The sequence below is a fragment of the Cryomorphaceae bacterium genome, assembly GCA_017798125.1.
Classification (GTDB): domain Bacteria; phylum Bacteroidota; class Bacteroidia; order Flavobacteriales; family ECT2AJA-044; genus ECT2AJA-044.
In genome coordinates this window covers 32,684-46,705 of sequence record CP059070.1, presented here as the reverse complement: position 1 = coordinate 46,705, position 14,022 = coordinate 32,684, and the positions used below count along the sequence as shown (strand labels likewise).

At 48.1% G+C, this 14,022-nt stretch carries 15 protein-coding genes; 4 read left to right on the top strand and 11 right to left on the bottom strand.

What is annotated here, in order from left to right; all coding sequences use genetic code 11:
* The 11 genes from HZ996_00185 to HZ996_00135 all read right to left on the bottom strand — a co-directional run bounded on the left by HZ996_00185 (position 1) and on the right by HZ996_00135 (position 9,489).
* Positions 1-1,104 (bottom strand): geranylgeranyl reductase family protein, encoded by a 1,104-nt coding sequence (locus HZ996_00185; GenBank protein ID QTN39973.1) that lies wholly within the window; start codon positions 1,102-1,104, stop codon positions 1-3.
* Entirely contained in the window at positions 1,077-2,162 is a 1,086-nt protein-coding gene (locus HZ996_00180; GenBank protein QTN37618.1) for an acyl-CoA desaturase, read from the bottom strand. Before HZ996_00180 ends, HZ996_00185 begins: the two co-directional genes overlap by 28 nt.
* A 52-nt stretch (positions 2,163-2,214) precedes the next feature.
* Positions 2,215-3,432 carry a diaminopimelate decarboxylase gene (gene lysA / locus HZ996_00175; protein ID QTN37617.1) on the bottom strand — a complete coding sequence of 406 codons (1,218 nt, stop codon included), beginning with the start codon at positions 3,430-3,432 and terminating at the stop codon, positions 2,215-2,217.
* A gap of 64 nt (positions 3,433-3,496) precedes the next feature.
* Positions 3,497-4,102, bottom strand: coding sequence for a nitroreductase family protein (locus tag HZ996_00170; protein QTN37616.1), 606 nt, complete (start codon positions 4,100-4,102; stop codon positions 3,497-3,499).
* Positions 4,102-4,833, bottom strand: a complete 732-nt coding sequence (locus HZ996_00165) for a pirin family protein (GenBank protein QTN37615.1) — start codon at positions 4,831-4,833, stop codon at positions 4,102-4,104. Before HZ996_00165 ends, HZ996_00170 begins: the two co-directional genes overlap by 1 nt.
* Before the next feature lie 77 nt (positions 4,834-4,910).
* A complete protein-coding gene (locus tag HZ996_00160) occupies positions 4,911-5,486 on the bottom strand; it encodes a Crp/Fnr family transcriptional regulator (GenBank protein ID QTN37614.1) in 576 nt (191 codons plus the stop codon).
* Positions 5,483-5,833: a TfoX/Sxy family protein gene (locus tag HZ996_00155; GenBank protein QTN37613.1), complete on the bottom strand. Its 351-nt coding sequence runs from the start codon at positions 5,831-5,833 to the stop codon at positions 5,483-5,485. The genes HZ996_00160 and HZ996_00155 overlap by 4 nt, the downstream gene beginning before the upstream one ends.
* Positions 5,834-5,881: 48 nt before the next feature.
* Entirely contained in the window at positions 5,882-6,277 is a 396-nt protein-coding gene (locus HZ996_00150; protein QTN37612.1) for a hypothetical protein, read from the bottom strand.
* A 31-nt stretch (positions 6,278-6,308) separates the two neighbouring features.
* Positions 6,309-7,526 (bottom strand): alanine dehydrogenase, encoded by a 1,218-nt coding sequence (locus HZ996_00145; protein ID QTN37611.1) that lies wholly within the window; start codon positions 7,524-7,526, stop codon positions 6,309-6,311.
* Positions 7,526-7,936: a tRNA (adenosine(37)-N6)-threonylcarbamoyltransferase complex ATPase subunit type 1 TsaE gene (gene tsaE / locus HZ996_00140; protein QTN37610.1), complete on the bottom strand. Its 411-nt coding sequence runs from the start codon at positions 7,934-7,936 to the stop codon at positions 7,526-7,528. The genes HZ996_00145 and tsaE overlap by 1 nt, the downstream gene beginning before the upstream one ends.
* On the bottom strand, positions 7,933-9,489 hold the full coding sequence (locus HZ996_00135; protein ID QTN37609.1) for a PglZ domain-containing protein: 1,557 nt from the start codon (positions 9,487-9,489) through the stop codon (positions 7,933-7,935). The genes tsaE and HZ996_00135 overlap by 4 nt, the downstream gene beginning before the upstream one ends.
* Positions 9,490-9,535: 46 nt before the next feature.
* On the opposite strand from HZ996_00135, the gene HZ996_00130 reads away from it, so the two are divergent.
* From HZ996_00130 to lpxA, 4 genes are read left to right on the top strand one after another with little or no spacing between them, the layout of a single operon-like run.
* On the top strand, positions 9,536-10,798 hold the full coding sequence (locus HZ996_00130; GenBank protein QTN37608.1) for an HD domain-containing protein: 1,263 nt from the start codon (positions 9,536-9,538) through the stop codon (positions 10,796-10,798).
* Between the two features lie 20 nt (positions 10,799-10,818).
* On the top strand, positions 10,819-11,847 hold the full coding sequence (lpxD, locus tag HZ996_00125; protein QTN37607.1) for a UDP-3-O-(3-hydroxymyristoyl)glucosamine N-acyltransferase: 1,029 nt from the start codon (positions 10,819-10,821) through the stop codon (positions 11,845-11,847).
* Positions 11,844-13,241 (top strand): bifunctional UDP-3-O-[3-hydroxymyristoyl] N-acetylglucosamine deacetylase/3-hydroxyacyl-ACP dehydratase, encoded by a 1,398-nt coding sequence (locus HZ996_00120; protein ID QTN37606.1) that lies wholly within the window; start codon positions 11,844-11,846, stop codon positions 13,239-13,241. The genes lpxD and HZ996_00120 overlap by 4 nt, the downstream gene beginning before the upstream one ends.
* Positions 13,238-14,020 carry an acyl-ACP--UDP-N-acetylglucosamine O-acyltransferase gene (gene lpxA, locus HZ996_00115; GenBank protein QTN37605.1) on the top strand — a complete coding sequence of 261 codons (783 nt, stop codon included), beginning with the start codon at positions 13,238-13,240 and terminating at the stop codon, positions 14,018-14,020. The genes HZ996_00120 and lpxA overlap by 4 nt, the downstream gene beginning before the upstream one ends.
* The last annotated feature ends 2 nt before the right edge of the window (positions 14,021-14,022 follow it).

The following is a 14,022-nucleotide window of genomic DNA, read 5'->3' as shown; positions in this document are numbered from 1 at the left end:
TTAGATCAATCTTAATCTTTGAAGTCCTGAAACGAATGGGTATATCCGCTTCAGCGTACTTAGGTTCCTATTCAATTTGGGATAGATTTGACTTTCCACAAGGTACATATACCGATCTAATTCCCCTTGATCGAATTCATTGCCTTTAAGGCTAGCGGATATCGACTCCGCGGCGAGCATTCCACTTAAGAGTGCATTGTCAATTCCATGACCGTCCATAGGGTCTACAAAGCCAGCTGCATCTCCTAAAACAAGGCATCGTTCTCCAACAAGGTCCGAGACATTTGAATGAAATGGGATCTTATGTCCACGAACGGAGTCTAGAGGTTCTGCATGTTCGAAGTACTGGCCAATGGAAGAGTCCTCAGCAAGGATCCGTTGAAACTCTTTCTTGAAGGACATCGGCTTCTTTGGCCAGCCGCCATATCCGACGTTGAAGACATTGTTTCCCAAAGGGAATACCCAAAAATATCCAGGAACTTTTTGCTTGGAGGGAAGGAAGATGTGGTTCTTTTTTTGATCCAGTCTAACATTCTTGAAGTACTGTCTTACAGCAGAACCATATCCTTCAAGTTCGATTTTCTTTTGCGTGGTTGACTCAAATAATCTGGACGTAGAACCATTCGCGAATGCAACAATTTTTGCACTAAGTATTGATTCTTGATCATTATTTGAGATTCCGAGACCGTCTTCTTCTCGGCTTATGGAGTTCACTTTAACTCCTAAATGAATACCCGTTTGAGTGTGCTTTTTTACAGACTCAAGGAGATAGTTATCAAAGTCCTTCCTCGCGATGTTGACCATGGGAAAGAAGAACTTCTTATTCCAAATCTGACGCCCCTTCCAGTATAGGGCGTAGCTTTCAAGTACTTTCTGGTGAGTGACCTCGGAGAATACCCCAGAACTTGAAGGAACTAAGTCGTTGACGTATTGAAATGATTTGGCCGGAATGGCGTCTCCGCAGACTTTGTCTCTTGGGAATTCGGACCTGTCGATAAGTGCGACTTCTAGCCCTGAATCCTTCAAGGCCAGTGCAGCTGCACAGCCCGCAGGACCTGCTCCAATGATCGCTACGTCTACGATTTTCCGAGTTTTTTGAGGAATCGGGTGTGCTCCACCAAGGCCATTGCAAAGTTAGGCTGCGAGTAATAAGGAAGACCGTACTCCTGTGCTGTTTCACGCACGATTTTGGAAATCTTCTTGTAGTGAACGTGACAGATATTCGGGAACAAATGGTGTTCAATCTGGAAATTCAATCCACCGACAAACCAACTGAAAATTCGGCTTTTTGGCGCAAAGTTGGTCGTAGTCAATAGCTGATGAATGGCCCAGTTGTTTTCCATGTTTCCGTCTTCAGCGGGAACTGGAAAATCTGTATCCGGCATGACGTGCGCCGGTTGGAAAATAGCACTCAGAATGCTTCCTGCGATCAAGTGCATGACCACAAATCCAATCAGTACCCAATACCATGCCCCTGGAACCACAATCATTGGAATAACCATGATGTACACATAGTAGATGGCCTTCCACGTAATCATTTTGGACATCAGTCGGCCAAATTTTTGACGAACATCAGCTAAGTTTTGACGCTTGAATCCAATGAGTTGGACAAAGTCCTTAGCAGTCATCCAATACAGGGTCATCAGGGAGTAGAAGAACCAAGCATACAGGAATTGAAAACGGTGATACCAAGCTCTTCGATCGTGCGGGGTAAAGCGCAAAATGGGTACGGATTTGATGTCTTGGTCCATCCCGTGAACGTTCGTGTAGCTGTGGTGTAGCACATTGTGCTGCAATTTCCAATTGGTGTCAAAGCCACCCAGAACATTGATCGTGTGGCCAAGGATATTGTTGATGGCCGCTTTTCTCGAATACGCACCGTGATTCGCATCATGCATGACACTTAATCCAATACCGGCCATCCCCAGTCCCATGAAGCTCCAGAGGATGAGTTGTTCCCACCATGTATCCGCGAGGCCAAAAACCAATAAAAAATAAGGTACAGCGTACAGCAAGATCATGAAAATGGTCTTAAAGACCATATGACCGTTCGCGTATCTCGAAATATTGTTCTCCTTAAAGTACGAGTTGACTCGGGCGCGAAGCGTTTTGACAAATTCCGCGTCTTGAGTTCGCGGGAAGGTGACTTTGTTCAATTGCATAGTAGTTGTTCAAGCGCGGCAAGATAATCAATCGAGTTCTGGAGGCCATGACTTACCGCATAAATTCAGGCACCTTTTGGTAACGTATCAAATCCTCAAACGTTTCGCGAGATCGAATTAAATGCAGGTCGCCATGGGCAATCAGTACTTCAGCAGGGCGATTGCGACTGTTGTAATTAGAGGCCATAGAGTAGCAATAAGCACCAGCATTGTGCATGACAAGAATATCTCCTTTTTGCACCTCCGAAATGCGGCGATCTGTACCGAAGGTATCTGATTCGCAGATGTAGCCCACAACCGTATATACCTTTTGAGGTCCGTCGGGCCTGCTCAGGTTTTCAATATGGTGATAAGCATCATAGAACATAGGACGTTGCAAGTGATTGAACCCGGAATCTACACCGACAAATACGCAACTCGTCGTTTGCTTGACTACGTTCGACTGAACCAAAAAATACCCCGCATCGCTGACGAAGAACTTGCCTGGTTCAAACTTTAGGGTATAACTTCTTCCAGCCCGCTCACAAAAAGCGTTAAAGGCCTGAGAAAATTGAGCCCCAAAAGATTCAATATCCGTGGCCAAACCTCCTGGTTGATAGGCCACCTTAAAGCCAGAGCCGAAATCTATGTATTCCACTGATTCGAACTTTTCGACTACGCCAAAGAGGATTTCCGCCGCGCGAATGAAAACGTCTGCATCCAAAATGTCTGATCCCGTGTGCACGTGAATCCCCTCCACATGAATATCAAGGCTGTTAACGAGACGTTCGACATGGGGCATTTGATGAATGCTGATACCAAACTTAGAGTCGATATGTCCCACCGAGATTTTTTGATTTCCCCCGGCCATCATGTGCGGATTGATTCGAATGCACAAGGGTAATCCTGGATGATGAATGCCGATGTATTCGAGCATATTCAGATTGTCCACATTCAATCGTACCCCGAGCCGAATCGCTTCTTCGTATTCGACTTCACCAATGTTGTTGGGGGTAAAGAGTATGTCCTCCGGAGCAAATCCGGCATGAAGGCCGAGCCGAACTTCGTTTAGTGAAACACAATCTAGCCCGGCTCCGAAGGACTTAAAGAGTTTCAATATGCTCAGATTGGTCAGCGCTTTGCAGGCGTAGTAGATACCAAGCTTGGGTACGTCAAAGGCATTGACGAATCGATCGTAGTTGGCCTTCATTCGGTCCGCGTCGTAGACATAGATGGGAGAGCCATGCTGTTCCACAGCTTCGAGGAGTTGAGTTCTTAAAGTTGAATCCATAGGTTGAGATAAAAAAAAGAGCCCCCGGAAGGAGGCTCTTATCGAATTGAAAATTGATTTCTGATTAGAAGACTTTCCGTTGGGCGATTTCATTTAATGGTTTGCGTTTTCGTGCCGCTAACTCGCGACCCTTAAACGGCTCTTCCAAAGCATTCACATCACCACGGGCTCCTACAGCCAAAAAGCATACAGGCTCTTCGTTTTCATCAAGACCAAACCGCTCTACGGTTTCGCCATGGTGATAACCCCCCAACATGTGTACGTTCAGATCCATTTCAGTGGCCTGAATCGTAAACTGGGCGTTCGCAGCTCCTGCATCGTGCATGTAGTGCCTGTTCGGCAGTCCGTTACGCTCAAAGGTTCTTCTGGCCGTGCACAGTACTAGGGCACCGGCATCCTTCACCCAAGGCTTGTTCCCATCCATAAGTAGGGCCCACATTTCCTCAAATTCAGGCGTTCCTTTGATCGCATAATAGTATTTCCAAGGTTGTTCATTCATTGAGCTCGGCGCCCAATGAGCCGCCTCGATCAAGGTCAAAACATCCTCTTCGGTAAGGGCCTCGCCTGAATAAGCGCGACCACTCCACCGTTTGCGCAGTACTTCCGTAACTTCTGTTTCGGTCTGCGCTCTCTTTATTTCATCGGTATTTACCGTCAAAACTTCCATCATTATTGCATTGGTACTTCCATCAATAACACTTCTGTACCCTCAGTGTGCGAAGTTACGGCAATTTCTTCGGCTCCTTCAATACCCAGGCCGTCTCGATGACCTAATTCTTGACCGTCGATACTCGCTGATCCATTGATGATAAAGGCATAGATGCCGTTGCCCTCTTTTTTAACTCGATACGCCGTTTCCGCTCCCGCATCAAAGGTGCCGAGGTGGAACCACGCGTCCTGATGAATCCAAACGCCCTCGTCTTCAGCATTGGGACTAAGGACTTGTTGGAATTGGCCCTCACGGGCCGATGGGTCCATTGTCACCTGGTCATATCTGGGTGCTACACCTTTTTCTCTCGGGAAAATCCAAATCTGCAGGAACTTCACCAATTGGTCTCGGTTAGCATTCATCTCGCTGTGCTGAATACCGGTGCCGGCACTCATCACTTGAATATCTCCCTGCTTGATGATCCCGTCTGTTCCCATGCTGTCGCGATGGCGCAAATCGCCTTCTAGAGGGATGGAAATAATTTCCATGTCGTTGTGCGGATGCGTTCCGAATCCCATTCCGGGTTGAACTTCGTCATCATTCAAGACCCGCAGCACACCGAAGTGCATGCGCTCGGGATTGTAGTAATTGGCAAAGCTAAAGGTGTGGTGACTGTTGAGCCATCCGTGATTGGCTTTTCCTCTTGAATCAGCTGTGTGTAAAGTATATTTCGTCGTGGTTGTTGCTTCCATGATCTGATGTTTTTAATGTACACTACAAAGATCCGAAGCACGCACCGCCTGTGCATTGAAGTAGAACAAGAAAACACTTAGCTCACGCGACGGCGACGAATCTTGCTCAAGAATTCAGGGGTAATTCCGAGGTAGGCCGCAATGTGTTTTTGTGAAACTCGATGAGGTATCTCGGGATATCGGCGAAGGAATTCCTCATAGCGATCCTCTGCAGGTTTGGCCACTGTGGTCACGAACCGGTGCTGCAAGGTGCTCAGCGCTCGTTCAAGCAATTGGCGGAAGAGACTTTCGAATTGAGGAACTCTTCGGTAGAGCTCTGCCTTATCCGAAGCCTTAATGATTAAGACCTCCGTGTCTTCCAAGGCCTGGATATAGAGTTCCGAAGGAAGGTTGTCCACTTTGGAGGCCAGATCACTCACCCACCAATCTTCAACGGCGAACATAAGGTTGACCTCTCCACCGTTTTCGTCTAAATAGTAGATCCGGACACAGCCGCTGACCACAAAGGCTTCCCAGTCACAGATTTCACCAGCTTGGAGTAAATGAGATTTCTTGGAATATAATTCGGGTCGAAGAATCGAATGAAAGTAGGAGCGCTCCTCTTCATTAATGGAAATACACCGGTCTACATAGGCGTCGATACCGATCCTCATTTCTTCTTTTTCTTCGCACTTTTCTTCGCCGTAGGATTGTAGGTCAAGCAAGCGTCAATCCAAAAGTCTAGATCCTCTTCGAGGTCCACGCCTTCAAGGGAGATGAAGTAAAAGCCCTTCATTCGTTTTCCCGTGAAATCCATGGGACGTGTGCCTGTTCGCTCCATCCAAGAACCCCCTTCCTCGGGAGAAACGCGTGTCATCAGCTCATCTTTGACCACACCGACGCACATTTTCTCGTCCACCATAAAGCACAGCCCGCCAAACATGACTTTCTCTTCGAAGGGAACGGACCTTCTGGTCAATCCTGATCGGACACGCTCAGCTAGTTGCTCGTTGAATGCCATAGAGGAAAAGTACAATTTATTCTGGCCGTCTTCAAGTCCCTTGAAGTGTCATTTGGGACAGTCGCACTGTGCGACTTTGGCTCCTTGAAAGTCCAAAACCAAGGTGACCGTATCGCGATTTTCGACCAATAGATTCCAGTCTTCACTTTGGTGACCGATGAAGTAGCGACCAAAGGGTTCGCGACGAGGGTCGCTCGCACGAAAGTCGACATCGCCATACCACCAGAACCCGGCCATATCCGTAGAGTCGAGTTCTAAACAATCAATTCGACAGGCTGCCGAGTCCGTGAGTTCAAGCGAACCTTGACGCAAATGACTCAATACTCGAGCATTCGGAAAATAGGTACAGGATAGATCCGATCGCTGACCAAAAAGGGCATAAACGAAGCCCATGCCAATCAACACGCCTACACCGTAGTATTTAAATCGTTGAAGTACTTTCAAAGCCTAAGATTTGGATCAAAGGTACAAATGCTCAAAGGGCTGCAAGCAAAAGATCCAAGTTCTTCCAAGGCAGTTTGTACCATTCTCCAATGCCTTTATTGGTCAGTACTCCGTTGTACATGTACAGCCCATGACGAAGGCCTTTGTTGAATCGAACCATGGCGTCTATACCTCCCTGGTCTCCCGCATTGAGTAGAATGGGCATAAAGATATTGCTCAAGCTAAGGCTTGCCGTACGAGCCACCCTGCTGGCGATATTGGGAACACCGTAATGAATGACCTCAAATTTTCGAAAGGTCGGATGTTCGTGCGTGGTGATTTCGGAAGTTTCAAAACAACCTCCGTGGTCAATGCTCACATCCACGATGACCGATCCAGCCTTCATTTGCTGGACCATCTCTTCCGTAACGATGCTGGGGGTTCTTCCCTCATCGGCTCGAATGGCCCCGATAACCACATCGGCCCGTTTAAGGGCCTTTTCAAGCACCTTCGGCTGGACAACACTGGTAGCGATCCGCTGGTGAATATCGTTTTGCAATCGGCGCAAACGCGTCAGGCTCTTGTCAAAAACCTTGACTTGAGCTCCGAGGCCAATGGCCGCTCTGCAGGCAAATTCACCGACCGTACCCGCGCCCAGAATCACGACGTCCGTGGGGCCCACACCACTCACTCCGCCGAGCATCAAGCCCTTGCCGTTGTTGGCGTTGCTCATCAATTCGGCGGCAATCAAGATGGCGGTATTCCCGGCAATTTCGCTCATGGATCGGACCACAGGCATGATGCCGTCATCATCCATCATGTAATCGAAGGCGATGGCCGAAACGTTCTTTCCCATCAAGGCCTTGAAGTAGCGCTCATCTTGAATCTTCAGCTGTAAGGCGCTGATCAGAGTCTGCTTGCTGTGCAGGAGTTCGATTTCCTTCAGGGTAGGAGGGTGGACCTTCAAAATGGTCTGTGCCTCAAAAATCTTCTTGGGTTCGTAGCAGATTTCCGCACCTGCATCGCTGTAGTCCTGGTCGCTGAAACTAGCATCGGTACCCGCTCCAGATTCGACTCGAACCTGGTGGCCATTGCGCACCAACACATCAACGGCATCCGGAGCCAACGCTATGCGTTTTTCCATGTACTCCGTCTCCTTCGGAATCCCAATGAACAGGTCCTTCTTTTTACGACCGATTTCCAGTCGTTCTTCTTGAGGCAGTAGGGTTTCCGAAGAAAAGCTCAGAAACTGGGGTTGGTTACTCGCCATTACGTCTCCATTTCGATAATCCGCACAGAATTTACGACTTCTATGCGAATTTTAGTGTGTGCCTGCGGCACGATGGGGCCAATTCGCTCCGGCCATTCCATCAAACACAGGTGTCCACTATCGAAATATTCCTCCACACCAAAGTCCATCGCCTCTTCCGGAGAATCGAGCCGATAGAAGTCAAAATGAAAGACCGGTTCGCCCTTTCCAGACTGATATTCGTTGACCAGTCCATAGGTGGGGCTGTGGGCTTCTTCGGTGCATTCCAGGGCACGACAAATCGCCTTGATCAAGGTCGTTTTCCCGGCGCCCATTTCACCGTAAAAGGCGAGAAGGGGGTGGGTGTGGTGGTCGAGTATGGCCCGAGCCACCTCGTTTAGTTCCTCGGGTTCTCGGGCCTCAAATCTCATTTTGCGCGCAATTCGATAAAGGGTACCAATACCTCTTCCAAAGAAATCCCACCGTGCTGATAGGTGTTGCGGTAGTACTTCACGTAGTGATTGTAGTTGTTTGGATAGGCAAAGAACAAATCGTCTTTGGCAAACAAGTACTTGGTACTCACATTGGGCTTTGGAAGTCCAATACGCTCCGGTTCGGTGACGGCGTAAACATCCTTGCCGTCATAGGACAAGTTCTTCCCTTGTTTGTAACGCAAGTTCGTGTTCACTTCCCGATCCCCAACGACTTTTGTGGGTTCTCCGACGTTGATGGTGCCGTGATCCGTGGTGATGAATACACGTGCGTTGGAGTGTGCCAAATCGCGAAGCATTTCCAACAGTGGAGAATTGCGGAACCAACTCTGCGTCAGTGAACGATAGGCTTTATCATCATCGGCCAATTCTTTGATCATGTCCATATCTGTCTTGGCATGGGAGAGCATGTCGACAAAATTGTACACGATGACGTTCAGGGCATTCTGTTGCAAGTTTTTCAAGTTGCCCACCAGCTTTTTGCCATAATCCATGCGAAGGACCTTGTGGTAGCTGTAGCGCAGATCACCTTTTCCGCTCCGTTTTAGAAGCTCCCCAACAAGGTCGTCCTCGTGCCCGTTTTTGGCTCCTTCTTCATTGTCGTGGACCCACCATTCGGGATAGCGCTTGTGGATTTCACTCGGGAGTAGCCCGGCGAACAAAGCATTTCTGGCAAATTGTGTAGCCGTGGGTAGTATGGAGTAGTACAGGTGTTCTTCTTCTACGGCATAGTATTCATTGAGTATGGGCGCCAATACCTTCCACTGGTCAAAGCGCAGGTTGTCGATGACAAACAAAAAGGTCGAGCGCTCCTTGCTCAATTGAGGAATCATGTACTTTCGAAGCAATTCATGACTTAGGACCGGACGGTCGGCATCGGCTTCATTCAACCATGATTCGTATTCGTTTTCTATGAATTTGCTGAAAAGGTGATTCGCCTCCGTCTTTTGGGTTTGCAAGATCTCAAGCATACCGCTGTCGTCGAGTTCGTCCATCCGGAGTTCCCAACCGACCAGTTTGCGGTACATTTCTGACCAATCCGCGTGGTCTCGCAAATCCATCAATTCCATTCCGATCTTTCGAAATTCTTGCTGGTAGTTAATCTGCGTCTTCTCGCTCACCAATCTCTTGGCATCCAAGTTTCTCTTAATGCTCAGAAGGATTTGATTGGGATTCACCGGTTTAATCAAATAGTCCGAGATTTTTTGACCAATGGCGTCTTCCATGATGTACTCCTCTTCGCTCTTTGTAATCATGATGACAGGTAGACTGGTGTCTTTCTCTTTAATCTCGGTCAACGTTTCCAGTCCAGTCAATCCAGGCATGTTTTCATCCAAGAAAACGATGTCATAGGGCGATTCATCGATTTGCTCAATGGCGTCATCTCCATTGGTCACGGTGTCTACTTCGTAGCCCTTTTGTTCGAGAAACATGATGTGGGGTTTGAGCAGGTCGATCTCGTCGTCTGCCCACAGAATGCGGATTTTTTGCATCTTCGCTTTAGCGTTTAGTGTTCAAAATTAGCAAAAGCCTTCTCCTTTGCCTCAGCCGCGCGTCAATAAAAAAAAGATCCTTAACGATCCGATTTACGGCTTCATTACCATACCTAACGAACTTACCTTTGATCTTATTGAGCATCCCTACTTCCAAAGGCTCAGAAGAATCACGCAGCTCGGTTTAACGTACTTGGTGTACCCCGGCGCTTATCACACCCGCTTTCATCATGCTCTAGGGGCTATGCACCTCATGCAACAGGCTGTTTCGGTACTTCGATCCAAGGGACACGAGATATCGACCGAAGAGGCCAGGGCGGTCTATTTAGGTATTCTGCTGCACGACGTTGGCCACGGGCCCTTTTCGCACGCCCTAGAGACCTGCATCGTGCCTGGAGTCCACCACGAACGAGTCAGTCTGGCCATCATGGAACGTCTGAATCGAAAATTCGAAGGACAACTGACTTTGGCAATGGATATTTTTCAAGATCGTTATCCGAAACGATTTCTGCACCAACTGATTTCCGGTCAACTGGACATGGATCGTTTGGACTATTTGCGACGCGACAGTTTTTACAGTGGCGTTTCCGAAGGTCAGGTCGGAACGGAGCGACTTTTAAAAATGCTTAACGTCGCCAATGATGAATTGGTCTTGGATGCAAAGGCCGTCTACAGTGTGGAGAAATTTCTCGTTGCGCGACGTTTGATGTATTGGCAAGTCTATTTGCACAAAACAGTTCTGGTCGCTGAGTACATTCTTATGCACATTTTACGCAGGGCCAAAGACCTAACCCAAAAAGGCGAACGACTTTTTGCGACAGACGCGTTTCAATCATTTTTGACCTCAACGCTCTCTCCGGAAGAGTTTTATGCCGATGACGAACTTCTGGAGCGTTTCACCGAATTGGATGATGCAGATATCATGGCTTCAATCAAAGAATGGAAGAACCACGAGGATCCGATTCTCGCCCGCTTATCGGTGGCTTTGATTGATCGACGTTTATTCCGCATTGAGCTCTCAACGAAGCCCTTCGCACCTGAGCAAGTGGCTCATTATCGTGCTGAAGTCGCTGAAAAGTACAATGTGTCCGTCGAAGAGGCTGGATACATGGTGTATGAAGACAGCATTCATAACAACCTCTATGATCCTGAGAAGGATTCGATCAAACTGCTGTATCGCGATGGAAGCCTCAAAGATGTTGCAGAGGTCTCGGATCATTTACACTGGGGTTCACAGCAGGGAGACGTGGTGAAACACCTTTTGATCTACCCGAAAAGCTGTAGGTCTTATCCCACGGGCACCCCATAAAAAATATTACTTTTGTCGGAATGGAATTTACGGCACGTCAAATAGCCGAAGTACTGGAAGGGGAAACAGAAGGCAACGCAGAAGCTGTTGTGGAACGTTTTGCCAAGATTGAAGAAGGGACTGATCGGTCCTTGAGTTTCTTGGCCAATCCCAAGTACACGCAATACATCTACGACACCAAGTCCTCTGTAGTGATCGTGAATCGCGACTTTGAACCAGATCGCGATATTGCTGCGACCTTGATTCGCGTAGACGACGCTTATCAGAGTTTTGCCCGCCTCCTGAACTGGTACGACAGTCAGCGAAAGGTAAAGGTGGGAGTGAGCTCTGGAGCCTTTATACACGAGTCAGCGGAAGTGGGAGAGAATGTCTACATCGCGCCGGGAGTGTGTATTGGAAAAGGAGTCCGAATCGGTGATGGCGCCAAGATTTACCCTCACTGTTATGTGGGTGATGGTGTTGTTATAGGAAAGGAAACCACCTTGTACGCCGGTGTCCGAATCGAATACGATTGCGTGATCGGAAGTCATTGCCGCATCCACGGTGGAGTGACCATTGGGGGTGATGGGTTTGGCTTTGCTCCAAATGGGGATAGCGCCTATGACAAGGTTGCTCAAATCGGAAACGTGGTCGTTGAGGACAATGTAGAAATCGGTGCCAATACGGCCATAGATCGTGCAACCATTGGCTCAACCATTATTCAAAAAGGAGTCAAGCTCGATAACCTCATTCAAATCGCCCACAACTGTGTTATTGGCGAGAATACGGTGATCGCCGCTCAATGTGGCTTTGCCGGGTCTGTGAAAGTGGGTAAGAATTGTATGATTGGAGGGCAGGTTGGTGTCGCCGGACATTTGACCATTGGCGATAATGTCAAAATCGCTGCGCAATCTGGAATTTCGAGCGATGTAGCTGAAGGAGAAGTCATCATGGGATCACCCGCTTTCAACCTTCGAGACTACCGTAAATCCTACATTCATTTTAGAAAATTGGCAGAATTGGTCGAACGCATTGAAGCGCTTGAGAACGGCCAAAAATCTTCATCATGAAGCTGAATCAAAGCACGATTGAGAAACCCGTATCGATTGCGGGAACCGGATTGCACACAGGAAAATCCGTCACCTTAACGTTCCACCCAGCAGAAGAGAACCACGGCATTGTTTTCCGCCGTATTGATCTCGAAGATCAACCCATAATTCACGCTCGCTGTAAAAGTGTTGTGGATACGAACCGCGGAACCACCATCGAAGAAAAAGGAGTTCAAGTCCTTACGGTCGAGCATGTACTTGCGGCTGTGAGTGGTTTACAAATTGACAATGTCCTGATCGACATTGACAGTGAAGAGCCACCCATTTGCGATGGAAGTGCAAAGGAGTTCCTCCAAGCTTTGGAATCTGCTGGAGTTGCCGAGCAGCAGGCGGAGCGCGATTTCTTTGAGATTACCGAGAACATTCATTACGTCGACGAAGAGAATGGAGTGGAGATCATTGGTATGCCGGCGGATGATTTCTCCATCACGGTGATGGTCGATTTTGATAGCTTGGTTTTGAGAAATCAATTTGCCCATATGGAGCAAATTGAGGACTTCAAAAGCGAATTCAGCCGAGCACGCACCTTTAGTTTTTTACACGAGCTCAACACCTTGCTCGATGCAGGACGAATTAAGGGTGGTGACCTGAACAACGCGATCGTTTACATAGACAAAGAAGTGTCTGATGAGGACATGAAACGATTGCGCAAGGTATTTGGACGTGAAGATATTGATGTGAGTCAAGCGGGAATTTTGAACAACCTCGAATTGGAGCATCCCAATGAGGCGGCTCGCCACAAGCTTCTGGATGTGGTCGGCGATTTAGCCTTGGTCGGAAGACCAATTAAAGGGCGGATTATCGCAACGCGTCCTGGACATACGGCCAATACAGAGTTTGCCAAATTGATTTCCGCAGAGATTCGAAAGAGCGAAAAGAAGGCTCCATTTGTGGACTTTGCAGCCGAACCCTTATATGATGTTAATCGGGTCATGGCGACCTTACCGCATCGTCCTCCTTTCTTGTTGGTCGATAAGATCACGGAATTGACCGAGGAATACGTGATTGGGGTGAAGAACGTCACCATGAACGAACCCTTTTTCGTGGGCCACTTCCCAGGTGAGCCGGTGATGCCAGGAGTTCTCCAGATTGAAGCCATGGCTCAAGTCGGTGGAATTTTGGTACTCAACACGGTTCCAGACCCGGAGAACTACACCACGTACTTTATGAAAATCGACAATGCGAAGTTTAAACGCAAAGTCGTCCCTGGAGATACCCTCGTCTTCAAATTAGAATTGATTACTCCCATACGCCGCGGACTGGCCAACATGTTCGGTCGCGGGTACGTAGGCGATCAAGTGGCCGTTGAAGCAGAAATGTTGGCCCAGATTGTCAAGAATAGAAATGAATCATGAACCAACCCCTAGCCTACGTAGATCCAGGAGCCAAAGTAGCCTCCAATGTGGTCATTGAACCTTTCAGTACCATCCATAAGAATGTCAAGATTGACAAAGGAACGTGGATTGGGTCTGGAGTAACCATTATGGAAGGTGCACGAATCGGAAAGAATGTTCGCATATTCCCGGGTTCAGTGATCTCCGCTCCACCACAAGACTTGAAGTTCGATCCGGATGAAATGACCGAGTGCATCATTGAGGATAATGTGGTTATTCGTGAGCACGTAACCGTGCATCGCGGTACGAATGAGACAGGCAAAACGGTCGTTGGTGAAGGAGCCTTCTTGATGGTCGGTGCACACGTGGCCCATGATTGCTTCATCGGGAAAAATGCCATCTTGGTCAATAACGTGGCCCTAGGGGGACACTGCGAGATTGGTGATTATGCCATTCTCGGTGGATTGACTGCCGTGCATCAGTTCTGCAACATCGGAGCGCACGCCATGATCGGCGGTGGAGCATTGGTTCGTAAAGACGTGCCACCCTATACGAAGGCGGGACGTGAGCCCATTCAATTTGTTGGGATCAACTCCATTGGTTTGCGACGTCGTGGATTCAATCCAGACAAAATCAAGGAGATTCAGAACATTTACCGCGCTATTTATCAGTCTAAGATGAATACTACTCAGGCCTTAGATATGCTTGAGGCTGAGTTTCCAGTATCGGACGAGCGCGATGAAATCATCAGTTTCTGCCGTAATTCCAAGCGCGGAATTATGCGGGGTTACCAGAGCTAATC